Origin of the sequence: Actinomadura kijaniata (assembly GCF_014138665.1) — a bacterium.
Taxonomy (GTDB): Bacteria; Actinomycetota; Actinomycetes; order Streptosporangiales; family Streptosporangiaceae; genus Spirillospora; species Spirillospora kijaniata.
The window spans coordinates 1446797-1462485 of record NZ_JACJIA010000001.1 but is presented as its reverse complement, the minus strand read 5'-3'; the positions used below and the strand labels follow the sequence as shown (position 1 = coordinate 1462485).

Below are 15689 nucleotides of genomic sequence, written 5' to 3'. Positions count from 1 at the left end.
TTCCCGGAAGGAGGCCGCCCTCACCTCACCGCCGGTGGATCACTGGTAGGCGGGCGCGAACCAGCGCGCCTTGTAGAACTGCGCCTGCGGCAGCGTCCGCGTGGCGTCCCACCTCCGCTTGCCGAAGAACTCGGCGGTGTCGGTGCACCAGGTGGTGGCGCAGCCCCGCTTGGGCCGGGTCAGCAGCACCTGCCCGGTGGCGGGGTGGTCGCCGACGGCCTTCACCAGCGGCAGGCCCTTCACCTTCGCGGCGTGCCGGAAGTCCTGGCGGAACTTCCGGGAGGTCTTGTCGTACTGGTACACGCCGGTGTTCGTGGTGATCCAGAGCCGGTCGCGGTCCCCGTGCACCGGGGCGAGGTCGTGCCCGCCGTGGCTGGGCAGCGTCTCGCGGCGCTTCTCGGCCAGCGTGGGCGCGGCGGCCGTTCCGCCGACCTTCAGCTCGACCAGGTGGTCGTCGCCGATCGCCCAGAGGGTGCGGCGGCGCGGGTCCCACAGCACGCCGTGCCCGCCCTTGAGCCTGAACTCGGTGTAGGCGCCGGCGGCGGGACCCTGGGAGGCGGCGTAGACGCGGACCCATCCGCCGTGGCTCGCGGCGGCGGCGATGTTGCCGTCCGGCAGCAGCTCGGCGGCGTGGACGTTGCTCGGGCCGCCCGCGTGGGTGGCCCACAGGCGCCTGCCGGACGGGAACTCCACGGCGCCGATGTACCCGGCCGAGTCGCCGGACAGCACGTACAGCTTCCCGCCCGCGCGGCGGACCCGGACGTCGGAGATCGTCCCGAAGCCGGAGGCGACGTCGCCGAACCCGTTGGCGGCGGTCGGCCGCCACGTCCACACCCGCGCGGCGGGGTCGTCCCACCGCCGTTTCGCGGCGTCCAGCACGACGATCCGGTCGCCGCCCTGGTCGCCGCCGACGACCCAGCCGACCGCCTTGCCCTGCGACCGGTCGGCGGGCGCGGCCAGCGCGGTCCGCAGCGTGGACGGCAGCGGGTCGGTGGGCGGAACGGGCGCGGCGTGGACGGGCGCGGCGGGCGCGGTGGGTGCGGCGTGGGCGGGCGCGGGGGTGAACGCCGCCACAGCGGCGGCGAGGGCCAGGGCGGGCGCGAACCGGCGCGGCATGGTGCCTCCAGGGGGACCGGGAGCGAGGATGCCCCTGGAGCCTGCTGCGGCCAGGCGGACCCGCCGTGTCTCCCGCCGGACCGCCGCGTGATCAGCCGGTGACGGGCGGGTGGTCCAGGAAGGCGCGCATCTGCCGGATCTGCGCGGTGCGGGACCGTTCGACGCGCCCGGCCAGGTCCCGCGCGAACGCGTTGCCGCCCTTGCCCAGTTCGGCGCGCGCCATCTGCACCGCGTCGTCCTGGTGGGCGATCAGCACGTTGAGGAACCGGCGTTCGAACGCCGCGCCGCGCTCGCGCTCCAGCGCCTTGACGGCCCGTTCGCCGGTGGCGGGCATCCCGCCGTGCGCGGCGTGCCCGCGCGGGTCGGCGACCGGTGGCTGCCGCCGCTCGCGCAGCCATCCGGCCATCGTCTGGATCTCGTTGACCTGCGTCGTCTCGATGGCGGCGGCGAGCGTCCGCACCTGGGGCCGGGCCGGGCGGTCCCTGGCCAGCCGCGCGATGCGGACGCCCTCGCCGTGGTGGGCGACCATCATCTGCAGGAACATCACGTCGTCGGCGGTGAAGTCCCGCCCGCCCCGCCCGCCGCATCCGGCGAGCGGGGCGAGCAGGGCCAGCCCGAGGACGGCCGCCCCGAGACGCCGCGTTACGCCGCGCGCCACAGCGCCGGGGTGGACGACGGCTCCCAGCCGGGGATCGCGGTGTGCGGCTGGAGGCAGACGTAGGACGCGCCGCCGTAGGTCACGCGGTCACCGGCCTGGTAGGCGGCCCCGGACGCCCAGGTCCCGCCCGGCTGGCCGGTCGGCGTCGGCGTCGGTGTGGGGGTGGGCGTCGGGGTCGGCGTGGGGGTGGGCGTGGGGGTCGGCGTCGGGCCGGTGGTGCCGCCGAAGTCCACGTCCGAGCAGGTGTAGAACGCCTCCTGGCTGCCCACCACGCGCTGCCAGATCGAGTAGATCAGGTGGCGGCCGGTGCGCTGCGGGAGGTTCAGCGTCCACTTGGTGAAGGTGGTCGGGTTCTGGTTCCGGAACGTGGCCAGGGGCTCCAGGTCCGACCAGCGCAGCGGCTGGGTCGGGCTCCAGCCCTGGCGGGTGATGTAGTACTCGAAGTTGCTGTTGGAGTGTGGCGCGCTGGCGTGGTACGTCACGGTCAGCGGGCCGGGCGCGACGCGCTTGGCGGGCCAGTCGGCGCGTTGCAGGTCGAGTCCGCGGTACTTCTCGCGGCCCGCGCTGCACAGTTTGCCATCGGGGATGATCTGGCGGTGCCGTCCGCCCGCCTCCAGCAGCGACACCTCGTTCCAGTCGTAGAACGCCTGGGTGCCGCCCGCCGCGACGGCGGCCTTGCAGGCGTCGGACTTCGGGGTCTCGGGGCCCTCGTTCTTGCAGACGTAGACGCGGCTGGGCGGGTCGGACAGGGTGCCGTGCGCGTGGGCGGGCGCGGCGGGCGCCACGACGGCGGCGATCGAGGCGGCGGGGACCAGGGCGGCCGTGAGCGCGGCCTTGGCGGGGGTCTTCATGGAGCCAGGCTCCTCGGTCGGTGCGGACAGGGCGGGGGGAGCGTCCGGACGCATTTCCAACAGGAAAGTTTCCTATCGGATTGCGAGCACCGTAACCACCTGGTCATCTCCCGGCAAGACCCGGTCCCGTCCCGGTTCCCGACCACCCCAGCTCACCGGGCGGACCGCCCGGTGCACGCGGGAAGTTCGGCATGATCCGCCCACCGGGGGCCGCCCGCGTTGGCATGATCACTGCCGTTCCCCGGCCGCCCCCGGCGCGTGCCTCAGGAGAACCGCCAGCGCGTGGCGCCGTGCGGTTCGGCGGTCGCGACCCCCACGGCGGCGTGCGGGGTGAAGCGGTACAGGTGCCAGGGCGGCGGCCCGGCGCTCTGCGCGCTGTACGGGGCGGTCACCGCGTCCCCGTCGCGCTCGGACGGCCAGCCCGTGGCGCGGTAGAACGCCGTCACCCGGTCGATCTCGTCCGGGTCGGTGGTGCGGTGCGCCTCCCCTTCCAGCACGAGGTCGACGCCGGGCAGCCGGAACGACAGCGTGCAGGCGGGGTTGGCGGCCAGGTTCCGCGACTTGCGGGTGCCGGGACCGCTGGTGAAGTAGATCCACCCGCCGTCCTCCACGCACCCGATCCCCGCCGAGCGGGGCCGCCCGTCGGGGCCGACGGTCCCCAGGAACTGCGCCGTCTCGGCCTTGGCCAGCTCGCCCAGCGCCGCGGCCACCCGGCTCCAGGGAAGCTCGGCCTCCCCGTAGATGTTCAGGTCCTTCGCCGAAACGGGTTCGGGCAGCATCGGGTCCTCCCTCATCGTGCTTCGTCGTGCCGTCACGGGTCATGACCCGCCGCGACCGGAGAACTCATCGGCGGCGGCCCAGGCGAAAATGATCGGTGCGGGGCGGGCGGACGGTGCGAGGATGCCGCCATGCCCCTCGACTCCCACCTCCTCATGGCGTTCGCCGTCACCACCCTCATCGCGATGATCACCCCGGGCCCGGACATGCTGTTCGTGCTGGGCTGCGGGATGCGCGGCGGTCCCCGCGCCGGGCTGCTGGCCACCGCCGGGGTCGCCACCAGCGAGGCCGTCCACGTCGCGGTCGCCGCCGCCGGGCTCGTCGCGCTGTTCGCGGCGGTCCCGGCCGCGTTCACCGCGGTGCGGGTCCTCGGCGCCGCCTACCTGATCTACCTCGGCGTCCAGATGATCCGCCACCGCGGGAGCGGCCTGGACGACGCCCCCGAGCGCGCGGGCGGCATGTCGGGCCGCCGCGCCTACCTCAACGGCCTGGTGACCAACCTGCTGAACCCGAAGATGGTCACCTTCACCCTCGCGTTCCTGCCCCAGTTCATCGACCCCGGCCTCGGGCACGTGTGGCTCCAGTTCGCGGTCCTGGGCGCCGTGCTGATCGCGCTGGAGTTCGTCGTCGACGGGCTGGTGGGCGTGCTGGCCGGGCGGATCGGCGGCTGGCTGCGCCACCGCCGGGCCGCCCACCGCCGCATCGACACCGCCACCGGCGGCCTGTTCATCGGACTCGGCGTCCGCCTGGCCGCCGAACGCTGACGCGCCCCGGGCCCCTGCCGTCAGGGGGCCCCGGACTCGGCGCGGCGGCACTGCTCGCCCGCGCACGCCCGCAGCCGGGACAGCCAGGACGCCAGCCGCGGCTCGACCGGGTCGGTCCCGGCGAGGTTGCGCAACTGGTGCGGGTCGGTCCACAGGTCGTACAGCTCGCGTTCCCGCGTGACGTACTCCAGGTACAGGTAGCGGTCGGTGCGCAGCCCGGCGAACGCCGGGAGGTACGCCTTCTCGCGGGTCGCGGGCGTGTAGGGCGGCGCGGAGTCGTCCGGCCCCGCCGGACGGGTCGCCCGCGCCGTCCCGTGTTCCAGCAGGAACGCGTTGCGCCCCGAGGCCCCGCCGCCCTTGAGCAGCGGCCGCAGCGACCGCCCGTCCACGAACGGCGGCGTCCTGGCCCCGGCCAGCTCGGCGATGGTGGGCGCGATGTCGACGTTCCCGGCCAGCGCGTTCACCCGCCGCCCCGCCGGGACGCCCGGCCCGCGCACCACGAACGGGACGCGCGTGTCGCCCTCGTACCCGGTGTTCTTGCCGGGGGCCATCCGGTACTGGCCCAGGTGGAAGCCGTTGTCGGAGGTCACCACGAGATAGGTGTTCTTCAGGCGGCCCTTGGCGCGCAGCGCCTCCACCAGCGACTCCACCATCTCGTCGATCGCCGCGACCGACCGGGCCCGCTGCCGGAACAGCTCGTCCCACTCCTCCTTCTCCCCGCGCGTCACGCGGGGCAGCCGCCGCAGCTCGGCCGGGCGGCCCGTCATGTCGGGCGGGTCGTAGGCGGGGCCGCGCGGGGCCTTCGCCTCCGGGTACAGCGAACGGTGCCGGGGCGCCGGGATCGCGGGCGGGTGCGGCGCGGTCGGGGTGACGTAGGCGAAGAACGGCCGTTTGTCGGCGGCGGCGACGAAGCCCCGCGCCTCCTCGGCCAGCACGTCGGTGAAGTACGTCCTGGGCGACGGCTTGCGGTGGACGATCCGCCCGTTGACGTTGAGGGTGTAGTCGAACCCCCGGAACGGGTTGCCCGCCACCGGGCTCACCCACGTGTCCCAGCCCGGCGGGACGTAGGTCTCCGGGACGCCGGGCACCTGCTCGGGGTAGCCGTTGAGGTACTTGCCGAACAGGCCGGTGCGGTAGCCCGCGCTCCGCAGCCAGGTGGCCAGCGTCGACTTCTCCTGGCCGCTCCCGTGAAACTGGCGGAACCCCCCGTTGGGCGGGTTGTTGCTCCGGACGCCGGTGTTGTGGGCGTACTGCCCGCGCAGCAGCGTCGCGCGGGACGGGCAGCACCAGGGCAGGTTCGCGTAGAAGCGGCTCAGCGTGGTGCCCTGCTCGGCCAGCAGCCTCCGCACGCGGGGCATGTAGGGCATCAGGCTCTCGTCGAGGTCGTCGGCGAGCACGACGATGAAGTTGGGCCGGTCGGCGGGGGGTCTGGGACCGGGCCCGTCCGCGCGCGACCCCGGAAAGCAGGCGGTCAGGAGCAGCAGGAGGGCCGGCAGGTACCACAGGCGGTTGCGCAAGAGGAGGGTTCTTCCTTGGGGTCAGCGGCGCACGCCGAAGCGGCGCCGGGGGCGGGGCGGGGCGGGCTGGAAGTCGGACCGGTCGACCATCGCCAGGACCGCCGCCGCGGCGGCGTCGGCGACCTGGTCGGGGGTGAGCGGCCGGTGCACGTCCCGTTCGGCGTCGAACCGCAGGTCGTCCAGGTCGCCCACGATCCGCGCCCCGGTGGACTCCAGGTCGGCCACGTCCGCGCGGCTCCAGTCCTCCACCAGGCGCCGCGCCGACTCGGGCACCCCGACGCGGGGACCGCGCCCGGACCGCGGCAGCAGGCCGCTCAGCAGGAGGCGCTCCCGCGCGGCCCGCGCGCTGTAGGTGTCCCAGCCCGCCTCCTCCAGCAGCCGGTTGAGGCGGACCAGCACCAGCGTCTCGGGCATGGTGAGCCCCGAGTGGGTCCGGCGCGTCAGCACCTGCTCCGGCGGCCGGTCGGCGAACTCCGCGACGCCGATCGCGGCGGTGAACAGCCGCCACAACCGGTCGGGCGGCGACCCGGGGTTGACGACGACGGTGACGCGGTCCGCCCCGACCTCGCGGGCCCAGCGGCGCACCAGCCCCCCGATCGCGAACGCCCGCCAGTGGTGCTGGTCGTGCTCCAGCTCGATCGACTCGGGCCCCTGGTCCCGCTGGGCGGCGAGCGTCTCGAAGAACGTCCCGATCTCCTGGCGGCGGCCGTTGCGGACGTGCTGCTGCCACAGCGACGGCAGCGCCCGGCCCAGCCCGCGCGTGGTGATCACGATCTCGATCTCGGCGGGGGCGAACTCGCCGACGACCCGCCGCACCGCCGCCGAGCGCACCACCGACAGCGCCTCGGCCGAGATCAGGACCGTGCCGGGCCACTCGGCGGCCCTGGCCGCCAGGCGGGTCCACTTGTCCTCCTCGGCGGCGGCCCGCTCGGCGGACACCCAGGGGTACTCGGTGCCGAGCAGCCCGTAGGTCGCGCGCTCGTGGTTCTCCACGGCGTCGGGGAGCACGTCGCGCAGCGACGGGGGGAACAGCACGCCGGTCTCGGCGGCGAGCGCGTCGGCACAGTGCCCCAGAACCTCCTGGAGATAGGTGGTGCCCGACTTCTGCTGTCCGATATGGAGGATCACCTTCGCGGCCACGCGCGGCAGGTTAGTGATCCCGCGCCCGCTTTCCGGCGAAAACACGGCCCTGTTCGGGAACGCTTCCCCGAACGTTCACCACCGCCCGGCCCCCTGCCCTCCCCCGCCCTTTTTGCGATACTCATGCAATCGCGAATCACTTGCAGCAAGGGGATGGCATGGTGCCGCAGCGGCTCGACGGGGCGGACATGACGGCGATCGCCGACCGGGTGTCGGCCCTCTACCGGCGGTGCTATCGGCTGCCGCCCTGGTCGGAGTCGCCCCGGCAGCTCGCCGACTACCACGGCAAGCTGCTGCGGGCCGTCCGGCGGACCGGGTTCACGGCGCTCATCGTCACCGAAGGGGACCGCCTGCTGGGGGTCTGCTACGGGTGGCCGACGCCCGACGCGCTGGACGGCGACCGCGTGCACGACGCCGTGGTCGCCGCGTTCGGGCCGGAGCGCGCCACCGCGCTGGTCAGCGGCTCCTTCGCGGTCGCCGAGCTGTTCGTCGATCCCGGCGCCCAGGGCCGGGGCGTCGGGCGCGGGCTGCTGGAGGAGGCCGTGCGCGGGCGGCGTTCGGCATGGCTGCTCACCTACGCCGGGTCGCCCGCGGCGCGCCTCTACCAGCGCCTGGGCTGGCGGGACCGGGGACTGATGCCCGCCGACATGCACGAGGGGCACCGGCTGTCGCTGTTCACGCCCGGTCCCCGGACGTCCCCCTGAAACGGCGTCGGGCCCGCCTTGGGCGGGCCCGGAAGGGATGGCTCCTGCGATTGGACTCGAACCAATAACCTGCCGGTTAACAGCCGGCTGCTCTGCCGATTGAGCTACGCAGGACCGCGTTCGCCGGGGTTCTCACGTCCCCCGGCGGCGGGCCTAGATTAGCGCACCCGTCAGGGATCTCGCACATCCACGCTGGCCAGCCGGGCGCGCGCTCCCCCACGCGGGCGGGCCCGCCCGGCGGCCCGCGTCCCGCCCTGCCGCGCGGCTGCTCGTTCAGGAACGAGAAGCCCGGAGTTTAAAGTGATGATGTGGAGCAGCGAACGTACAACCAGTACTGCGCGACCGCGCGCACCCTCGACCTCGTCGGCGAGCGCTGGACGCTGCTGCTGGTCCGCGAGCTGCTGACCGGTCCCAAGCGGTTCGGCGACCTCCAGGCCAGCCTGCGCGGCCTGGGCACCGGGCTGCTGGCCGCCCGCCTGAAGCACCTGGAACGCGAGGGCCTGGCGCACAAGATCACGCTGCCGCCGCCCGCCCGCACCCCCGCCTACGCCCTCACCGAGGCCGGCGAGGAGCTCGCCCCCGCCGTCCTGTCCCTGGCCCGCTGGGGGCTGAAGTGGGCGATGGGCGAACGGCGCGAGGACGAGACCTTCCACCCCGGCTGGGCGCTCCTCGGCCTGCGCGCCTGCTTCGACGCCGAGGCCGCCGCCGGGCTCCGCGCGGTGTACGAGTTCCGCATCGACGACGAGGTCTTCCACACCCGGGTCGACGACGGGACCATCGAGGCGCTGCACGGCCCCGCCCAGCACCCGGACGCCACCATCACCCTGGACCAGGAGACCTTCCTCCAGGTGGCCGGTCAGCGCCTCACCCTCGCCGAGGCGGTCGAGGGCGGCGCCGCGTCGGCGTCCGGCGACCCCGAGGCCCTGCGCAGGCTGCGGGGGCTGTTCCGGCTGCCGCCCCAGCGCTCCCGCAAGCCCCCGCGGGCCGCGTCCTGACCGTTCCCGGCCCCTCCGGGGGAGCGCGAAAAGCGTCAGGGCCCGTCCGGAATTCCGGACGGGCCCTGACCTCTGCCGATGATCGTGTGATCCTGCTCCCGCGATTGGACTCGAACCAATAACCTGCCGGTTAACAGCCGGCTGCTCTGCCGATTGAGCTACGCGGGATCGTTCCTGCTCCCGGGGGCTTTCTTTCGTCCGCCCCCGGCGACACGATTAGGTTAGCGCATCGGAGGACCACTCCGCGCACCCATATCGCGGGGCCGGGATGGAGCCCGTTCTGGTGGGTATGCCAGGGGAACGGTTCCACTTGATCAAGGGGGTGGCATGAAGATCCGTACTCCGTTCATCGCCGGGGCGGCCGTCGGCTACGTGCTCGGCACGAGGGCGGGCCGCGAGCGGTACGAGCAGATGACGCGGATGACGCGGAAGGTCATGGAGAACCCGCGGGTCCAGGAGACCACCGGGGTCCTCTACGCCAAGGGCGGCGAGATCGCCGGGGTCGCCCGCGACCGGGCCGGCGAGGTGGCCTCGGCCGCCTGGCACCGGGTTCCCGACCAGATCGGGGAGCGGATCCCGGGGAAGGGACGGCGCGTCCCCGAGGAATACCAGGATCCGCGCCGCGAGGCCTCCGCCAAGCCGTACTGAACGCCCGTGGCGGCGGGCCCCCTCAGGGGGCCCGCCGGGCACGGCCACGGGCCGCATCAAAGGCCGGTCAGAGGCCGGTCTGACGGCGCAGGTCCTCCAGGATCTGCTCCGCCTGCGCCCGCAGGCCGGGGTCGGCCGGGTCCAGGCCCGCGTCGAAGACGAACGACCAGCGGACCGCCCCGTCCGCCGGGGAACGCCGGCCCGCGATCCGCACCGAGCCGCCGCCCGGCAGCTTCGCCTGGTGGTTGACCGCGATGGTCGCGGTGACGCGCTCGCGGACCGCCTCGGGGACCGAGCCGGGCTCGGTGAGGCGGACGTGGTGCTCGGGTCCCCCGCCGGTCTCCTGGACGTGCAGCCAGCCGTCCTTCCACGACGCCTGGTCCACGTTCTCCCAGGGGACGCGGGTGAAGCCGCCCTCGGCGGTCGGCACGTGGAGGGCCAGCGACGTGGCGACGACGTGGGAGCCGCCCCGGGTGGGGGCGACGGCCAGGGCGCGTTCGCCCCGGACGAAGGACTCGCGGACGGCGGCGGGCGGCCGGGGGCCCCGGAGAAGGCGCATGGCCCCACGTTAGGGGATCAGGCCGCCCTGGGCGCGCGCCGGGCGCCGAGCAGGTCCAGCACGAGCGCCGCCGACCAGCTGTAGTCGTGGCTGCCCCGGCCGGTGCCGTCGAACGGGTCGAAGTACTCGCGGAACCCCGACTGCCGGACCAGCCGCAGCGTGGACCCGTACAGCAGGTCCGCGATCACCGTCAGGCCGTGGCCGAGCGCCCCGTGCCACAGCAGCCAGTTGGTGTTGATCCAGGTGGGGCCGCGCCAGAACCCGCCCCGGTCGAACGCCGGGGCCTGGATGTCGCAGGTCGGCACCGGATATCCGGCCGCCCCGGCGAACCGCGCCGACAGCAGCATGTCCACCAGGTTGCGGACGGTGGCCGCCGGGAGCTCGGGGTCGAGCAGCGGCGCGAACGACGCCACCGTCACCACCGGCAGCAGCCGGTCCTCGCGCAGGTCGCGGGCGCGGAAGCAGCCGGTGTCGCGGTCCCAGAGCCGGTCCAGCATGGCGTGGTGGACGCGTTCGGCGCGTTCGCGGTGCGGGACGGCGTCGCCGCCGACGATCGCGGCCAGTTCGGCCAGGGCGTGCGTGGAGGCCAGGTAGGTGGCGTTGACCAGCGGGTCCTCGACGGCGAACGGGTGCTCCTCGCGCAGGTAGTCGTGGCTGTAGCCGGTCTCGCGCAGCAGCGTCACCAACCACACGTAGCGGTCGTAGTCCTCGCCGGTCGGCAGGGTGCGGGAGACGCGGTGCGGGGCGTAGGCGGTGGGCGGGAGCTGGAGCGCGGCCAGCGGCCGGTCCCAGGCGGGGCTGTTGTCCAGGCCCGACTCCCAGGGATGGCAGATGGAGACCAGGCCCGTCCCCTCGTAGTCGCGGACCTCGGCCAGGTAGCGGTGCTGGGCGACGAGCTTGGGGTAGAGGCGGGCGAGGAAGTCGCGGCTCGGCTCGGTGTCGGGGGCGCACTCGTGCAGGCGGAGCGCGGCCAGGGCGTGCAGCGGCGGATGGGTGAGGCCGGAGGTGACCACCCCGCGCGGCCCGGCGCGCTGCCGGTCGCTGCACCACAGCTCGGGGCCGGGGAAGTAGCCGTGGCGGGCGACGGCGGAGTTGAACACCACGTGCGGGAGCAGACCGTCGCCCCACTGGCCGCGGAACAGCGACAGCAGCTCGCGCCGGGCCCGTTCGGGGCGGTGGCGGGCCAGGCCGAGCGCGACGAACGCCGAGTCCCAGCTCCACTGGTGGGGATACAGGCCGGGGGACGGAACCGTGGCCGTCCCGGTCCAGTTGGCGTCCAGGACCCGCGCCGCGGCCTGCCAGAGCGCGGTCTCGTCACCGGTCAGACGGGCACTCATGAGCTCAGCGTGAACCCCCGATCGCGTTCTGGCCGCCCTCCGCGGGAGACCGTCCGGAACGATGGGCTAACGCGATTGTTCCCACGAATGCCCGCCGCGACGACCCTTTGGCCGTCGTCGTTTACCTTCGTCCGGCGGCGCTCCCCGGTGATTCACTACTGCGCGTCAGCAGCCATGCGACGATCTCCTCGCCCGCCGCGACGCCGGAGGCGGCGGTGACGGCGACGTGCGGGGCGGTCCAGCCGGTGTCGTGCAGCTCGCCGTGGGCGGGACGGATCGCGGCGTCGGCGGCGGCGAGCAGCTCGGTGTCGAGCAGGGAGTCCCCGGCGGCCAGCAGGGTCGCGCCACCGACGCGGGACATCACCTCGGCCGCCGCGGCCGCCTTGGTGAGCGCCTCGGGCAGGCAGTACACCTTGCGGCCCTGCAGGGAGGTGCGCCAGCCGCGCTCGGCGCACCAGCCGGTCAGGTCCTCCACCCAGGCCGGGGGCAGGGCGGCGCGTTCCACGACGGCGTAGGCGAACAGGTCCGACGCCACGCGCCGCTTGAGCACGAAGTCGCCGCCGATCCGGGCCAGGTGCTCGCGGATCTCGGCCAGCGGCGCGGCGGACCCGGCGTTGCGGGAGCGGACGACCGCCGCCCAGTCGGGGTCGTCCACGCCGTCGACCAGGAGGTGGCCGCCGTTGGCGCAGATCGCGTAGGCGGGCGGCTTCTCCAGCAGGTGGACGCGCGCGTACTGCTCGGGCGTGCGCGTCGTGGTCGGCACGAACGTGGTCGCGGCGGCGAGGTCGGCCAGGCCGCGCGCCGCGGTCTCGGTCAGGTAGGACAGCGGCGCGCCCTGGTAGAACTCCACGCACAGCACGCGCGGCATCGCCTCGTCGGGCCCGGCCAGGCCCATCGCGGCGGCGGAGTAGATCAGGGTGCGGTCCAGGTCGGAGCAGACGACCGGGTTCACTGGACGGCCCCCCGCGCGAAGTCGGGGTGGACCAGGCCCATGCAGGCGTAGGGGAACGCGTCCGGCGGGACGTCCACGACGGGCACGTCGCGCTCGGCGGCCAGCAGGCGGATGTGGGCGAGGTCGTCGCCGACGTCGGTGCGGGCCAGCACCTTCCACGGGACGCGCCGCAGCAGCACCCGCGTGGTCTCCCCCACGCCCGGCTTGACCTTGTTGAGGTCGTCGACGCCGTGCTCGGCGGCGACCCGGCGCACCGCCTCCCAGCCCGACCAGTCGGGGGCGCGGTCGGAGGCGCGCAGGTCGGAGGCGTCCTTGGCGACGCGGTCGGCGATGTTGGGGAACCACGCCGCCACCGCGTCCAGGAACACCACCGACACGTCCGCGCCGGCCAGCTCCCGGTAGAACTTCGCGCCGTGGAAGTCGCCGGGGCCGATGAGGTCGTCGTTCAGGACGGTACGGCTGACCAGCCCGGACACGGTGGAGTTCAGCGCGGCCGAGGGGATGAGGAAGTCGTCGCGGGTGCCGTGCAGCGGGGTGCAGCGGCCCGGGTCGGCCAGCACCGCCAGGTCGCCGGGGAACCGCGTCTCCGCGGCGTGCTCCTCCAGCGCGGCCGCCAGCTCCCCGGCGATCGCGCCCTTGCCGGTCCAGCCGTCCACGAACATCACCCGCGCGGGGTCGTGGCGGGCGGCCAGGTAGCGCAGCGCGTTGCGGTCGATGCCCCGGTCGCGCACGATGCTGACGGCGTAGTGCGGCAGGTCGAGGCCGTGCGCGAACCGGGCCCAGCGGCGCATCAGCACGCCGACCGGCGTTCCGGCGCGGGCCAGGGACACCAGGACGGCGTCGGGGCCGCGCTCCCGCAGGACCAGCTCGGTGACCAGGCCGACGGCGTGGGCGACGCGTTCGGCCGACGCCTCCAGCGCCTGGTGGAAGAGCCGCAGGTAGGCGGGGCCGGGCTGGTACTCGATCGGCAGCGACTCGGCGTAGTGGGCGCGCCCGGACTGGACGGCGGCCTCGCGTTCCTCGGCGGGCGCCTCCAGCCGGACGTCCGACAGGTCCTTCAGCAGCCAGGTCACGTCCTCGGCGGGGTAGCTGCCGAACCGCGGCCCGTACAACGGGGTCACAGACTCTCCTTCCGGCGGGCGGGGACCGCCGCCAGGGTCACGGGGGCGAGGGCGCGCAGCCGGGCCAGCAGCCCGTCCGCGAGGGCCGGGGTGTCGCCCACGTCGTCGACGACCAGCACGATCGCGTCGAACGCGCGGGCGGGGTCGCGGCCGGGATCGACGTTGTAGGCGTACCGCTCCCCCGGCCCGTCGGCGGGGCCGTCGTGCGCGGGGAACACGAGCCGGGTGCGGATGGCGTAGCCGGGGTCGTCCACGGCGAGCACCGGCGACCGCGTGGTGGTGGAGTACCGGACGTCGGCGCCGGGCAGCAGGTCCGCCACGGCCCCGGCCAGCCGCAGCGGGACGTACATCAGCTCCTCGAAGCCGAGCACCAGCACGCGGGCGGCGGCGCCGGGGAGCGAGGCGGCCAGGCGCCCGGCCATGCCGGGCAGCTCCTTCTCCAGCCGGAGCCGGTGCTCGGGCAGGAACCCGTGCCTGCCGCCGTCGGGCAGCCCCTCCGGCCAGGCGAGGTCGGCGCGCGTCACCGGGAACGCGCCCGTGCGCACGGGGCCGGCGGAATGGCGTTCCACCTCGGCCACCAGCGCCCGGCCCGCCTCCAGGACGCCGTCGGGCAGCTCCACGCGGCCGGTGGCCAGGGCGACGGTGTCGATGCGCGCGCCCAGCTCGCCGGCCAGGGCGCGGGTCGCGGCGCGGGACGCGTCGTCGCGCAGGTCCACCAGGGCCGCCACCACGTAGCGGGCGCGCGGGCGGACGGCGTGCAGGGCCCGGATCGTGTTGAGGACCGTGCGGCCCGTGGACAGCTCGTCGTCCACCAGGACCAGGGGCGCGTCGCGGTCCAGCTCCGCCGGGTCGGCGGGCAGCAGCAGGTGGCTGGTGGCGTGGCTGTGCTCCTCCTCGAAGCCGCCGTAGGTCGCGAAGCCGGGCACGGGCCGCCGCGTCGAGTGCAGGTAGTAGGCCCCGCCCAGCGCGTCGGCGACCGCGTGCCCCAGCGCCGTGGCGGTCTCGGCGTAGCCGACGACCAACGCGTCCTCGACGGTCAGGTCCCGGACCAGTCCGCCCAGCCGAAGGCCCGAGCCGTACACCAGGGCGGGATCGGTGGGAACGTGCTTGCCCAGCACCGTCGAGACCAGCAGATGGGCGCGCCTGGGGTTACGGCGGACCGCCAGGCCCACCAGGTCGCGCAGGCCCTCGCCCGCGGGGCGGACGCCGAGCCGGGCCTCGACCCACTCCCCCGTCCAGGTCATCGGACCCCCGCGCACTGCGGGTCGGCCGCCTCCAGCAGCTCCACGAACGTCACTCCCTCGGCCGCCACGCCGAACACCCGCGCGCGCGTCATCAGGCGTTCGGCCCAGGCGCGGTGCGGCTTGGCCTCGTTCATCTTGTTGGCGTAGGCGCTGGCCATCGCGCCTCCCCCGGCGACGCCGAGGATGTCGGAGGCGTCGCTGTACTCCTCGTGCGTCACGACCGACAGGGCGTGGACGGCCGCCACGTGCGAGGGGTGGATGACGGTCTTGCCGGTCAGGCCGTTGGCCTTGTCCAGGTGGACCTCGCGGATCAGGCCGTCCAGGTCGGAGGTGATGATCCGCTGGCGCAGCGGCGCGGCCTGCAGCGCCTCGAACGGCGTCTGCCGCAGCTGCGGCTTGAACATCCGCTCCCCGGCCGAGAAGTACTCCCACACCGGCCCGGTGATCACGAAGCCGGTGCCGTCGGCGCGGCCCAGCACGTTGACCACGTCGTGGATCGCGCCCGCGACCTGCCCGATGTCGTAGATCGTCAGGTCCGGGGGGCGGCGCAGCCCGTAGGCCGACGACAGGTCGGTGGCGCCCAGCCGCACGGCGAGGACCTGCTCGCGGTGCTTGTCCAGCAGCCGCGCGACGTCGGCGAGCATCTCGGCCCGGGTCTCGGCGTACACCGCCTCCCGCGACTCGATCACCGGCATCGCCAGCAGCCGCCGCCCGGTGGCCTCGGCGGTGTCCCGCAGCGCCTGCAGGTACGTCCCGCCGGCGCGGGCGGTGAACTTCGGCAGCACGAACCCGGTGACCACGTCCAGGGCGGGGCCGAGCCGGGCGGCCAGGTCGCCGACCTGCTCGGGCGAGCGGATCCGCAGGAACAGCAGCGGCGCGCCGTCGTCGGGGTCGCCGGCCTCCCGGTCGTGCAGCAGCCTCAGCTGGGCGACGGTGTTGACCTCGGCGAAGGCGAGGTCGGCGTCGGCGATCGCGTCCTCCAGGCACACCACCATGCTGCGCACGCCCCGGCGGGCGGCCTTGGCGATGTCGTCGGCCAGCGCCGGGCGGGTGGCGGGGCTGTAGAGGGTCGCGCCGAGCGCCACCGCGAGGACCCCGGGGTCGTCCCGGCGGGTGAACGCGCGGGGCTGCCGGAAGAACAGGCGTTTGCGGAGCGCGGGATCGATGTGGTCAAAGTGCCGCATTCCTGGCCTGTCCTCCCTGACGCCCTGATCCAGCTCCAGGGTATGCACCACAAAGCCAAGATTCGGTCATACAAGAAAACGCCGGCGGGCATCGGATGATGCCCGCCGGCGCCGTTCCGCCG

General features: G+C 74.6%; 16 protein-coding genes and 2 tRNA genes. 4 read left to right on the top strand and 14 right to left on the bottom strand.

The window, feature by feature from the left end:
* Positions 1–39: 39 nt before the first annotated feature.
* The 4 genes from HNR61_RS06955 to HNR61_RS06940 form a co-directional block, all read right to left on the bottom strand.
* Positions 40–1116, bottom strand: coding sequence for a DUF6528 family protein (locus HNR61_RS06955; RefSeq protein WP_182842165.1), 1077 nt, complete (start codon positions 1114–1116; stop codon positions 40–42).
* 91 nt (positions 1117–1207) lie between these two features.
* Positions 1208–1774 (bottom strand): DUF305 domain-containing protein, encoded by a 567-nt coding sequence (locus tag HNR61_RS06950; protein WP_182842164.1) that lies wholly within the window; start codon positions 1772–1774, stop codon positions 1208–1210.
* Positions 1759–2625: a lytic polysaccharide monooxygenase gene (locus tag HNR61_RS06945; RefSeq protein WP_182842163.1), complete on the bottom strand. Its 867-nt coding sequence runs from the start codon at positions 2623–2625 to the stop codon at positions 1759–1761. The genes HNR61_RS06950 and HNR61_RS06945 overlap by 16 nt, the downstream gene beginning before the upstream one ends.
* Positions 2626–2888: 263 nt before the next feature.
* A complete protein-coding gene (locus HNR61_RS06940; protein WP_182842162.1) occupies positions 2889–3404 on the bottom strand; it encodes a pyridoxamine 5'-phosphate oxidase family protein in 516 nt (171 codons plus the stop codon).
* A gap of 129 nt (positions 3405–3533) precedes the next feature.
* Here HNR61_RS06940 and HNR61_RS06935 point away from each other — a divergent pair, with 129 nt between their 5' ends.
* The gene (locus HNR61_RS06935; RefSeq protein ID WP_182842161.1) at positions 3534–4166 is read left to right on the top strand and encodes a LysE family translocator; all 633 of its coding nucleotides are present in this window, start codon (positions 3534–3536) and stop codon (positions 4164–4166) included.
* Positions 4167–4186: 20 nt separating this feature from the next.
* On the opposite strand, the gene HNR61_RS06930 is transcribed toward HNR61_RS06935, so the two are convergent.
* A complete protein-coding gene (locus HNR61_RS06930; protein WP_182842160.1) occupies positions 4187–5683 on the bottom strand; it encodes a sulfatase family protein in 1497 nt (498 codons plus the stop codon).
* Positions 5684–5704: 21 nt separating this feature from the next.
* The gene (locus tag HNR61_RS06925) at positions 5705–6823 is read right to left on the bottom strand and encodes a hypothetical protein (RefSeq protein ID WP_182842159.1); all 1119 of its coding nucleotides are present in this window, start codon (positions 6821–6823) and stop codon (positions 5705–5707) included.
* Positions 6824–6981: 158 nt separating this feature from the next.
* On the opposite strand from HNR61_RS06925, the gene HNR61_RS06920 reads away from it, so the two are divergent.
* Positions 6982–7527, top strand: a complete 546-nt coding sequence (locus tag HNR61_RS06920) for a GNAT family N-acetyltransferase (RefSeq protein WP_182842158.1) — start codon at positions 6982–6984, stop codon at positions 7525–7527.
* Between the two features lie 38 nt (positions 7528–7565).
* Here HNR61_RS06920 and HNR61_RS06915 read toward each other — a convergent pair.
* Positions 7566–7641 (bottom strand) — tRNA-Asn (locus tag HNR61_RS06915).
* Between the two features lie 194 nt (positions 7642–7835).
* Between HNR61_RS06915 and HNR61_RS49845 the strand changes: the two genes are divergently transcribed.
* The gene (locus HNR61_RS49845) at positions 7836–8522 is read left to right on the top strand and encodes a winged helix-turn-helix transcriptional regulator (RefSeq protein ID WP_182842157.1); all 687 of its coding nucleotides are present in this window, start codon (positions 7836–7838) and stop codon (positions 8520–8522) included.
* A 95-nt stretch (positions 8523–8617) separates the two neighbouring features.
* Here the strand turns inward: HNR61_RS49845 and HNR61_RS06905 are convergent.
* Positions 8618–8690, bottom strand: a tRNA-Asn gene (locus tag HNR61_RS06905).
* Between the two features lie 159 nt (positions 8691–8849).
* Here HNR61_RS06905 and HNR61_RS06900 point away from each other — a divergent pair.
* On the top strand, positions 8850–9170 hold the full coding sequence (locus HNR61_RS06900; RefSeq protein WP_182842156.1) for a YtxH domain-containing protein: 321 nt from the start codon (positions 8850–8852) through the stop codon (positions 9168–9170).
* A 67-nt stretch (positions 9171–9237) separates the two neighbouring features.
* Here HNR61_RS06900 and HNR61_RS06895 read toward each other — a convergent pair whose 3' ends face one another.
* From HNR61_RS06895 to HNR61_RS06875, 6 genes are all read right to left on the bottom strand, one after another.
* The gene (locus HNR61_RS06895; protein WP_182842155.1) at positions 9238–9729 is read right to left on the bottom strand and encodes a hypothetical protein; all 492 of its coding nucleotides are present in this window, start codon (positions 9727–9729) and stop codon (positions 9238–9240) included.
* Between the two features lie 17 nt (positions 9730–9746).
* Positions 9747–11066 carry an amylo-alpha-1,6-glucosidase gene (locus HNR61_RS06890; protein ID WP_182842154.1) on the bottom strand — a complete coding sequence of 440 codons (1320 nt, stop codon included), beginning with the start codon at positions 11064–11066 and terminating at the stop codon, positions 9747–9749.
* A gap of 121 nt (positions 11067–11187) precedes the next feature.
* Positions 11188–12018 carry an HAD family hydrolase gene (locus tag HNR61_RS06885; RefSeq protein ID WP_182842153.1) on the bottom strand — a complete coding sequence of 277 codons (831 nt, stop codon included), beginning with the start codon at positions 12016–12018 and terminating at the stop codon, positions 11188–11190.
* Positions 12015–13139: a cysteine protease StiP family protein gene (locus tag HNR61_RS46700; RefSeq protein WP_312897789.1), complete on the bottom strand. Its 1125-nt coding sequence runs from the start codon at positions 13137–13139 to the stop codon at positions 12015–12017. Before HNR61_RS46700 ends, HNR61_RS06885 begins: the two co-directional genes overlap by 4 nt.
* Entirely contained in the window at positions 13136–14383 is a 1248-nt protein-coding gene (locus HNR61_RS46695) for a phosphoribosyltransferase family protein (RefSeq protein ID WP_220508917.1), read from the bottom strand. Before HNR61_RS46695 ends, HNR61_RS46700 begins: the two co-directional genes overlap by 4 nt.
* The gene (locus HNR61_RS06875) at positions 14380–15567 is read right to left on the bottom strand and encodes an HpcH/HpaI aldolase/citrate lyase family protein (protein ID WP_182842152.1); all 1188 of its coding nucleotides are present in this window, start codon (positions 15565–15567) and stop codon (positions 14380–14382) included. Before HNR61_RS06875 ends, HNR61_RS46695 begins: the two co-directional genes overlap by 4 nt.
* Positions 15568–15689: the final 122 nt, after the last annotated feature.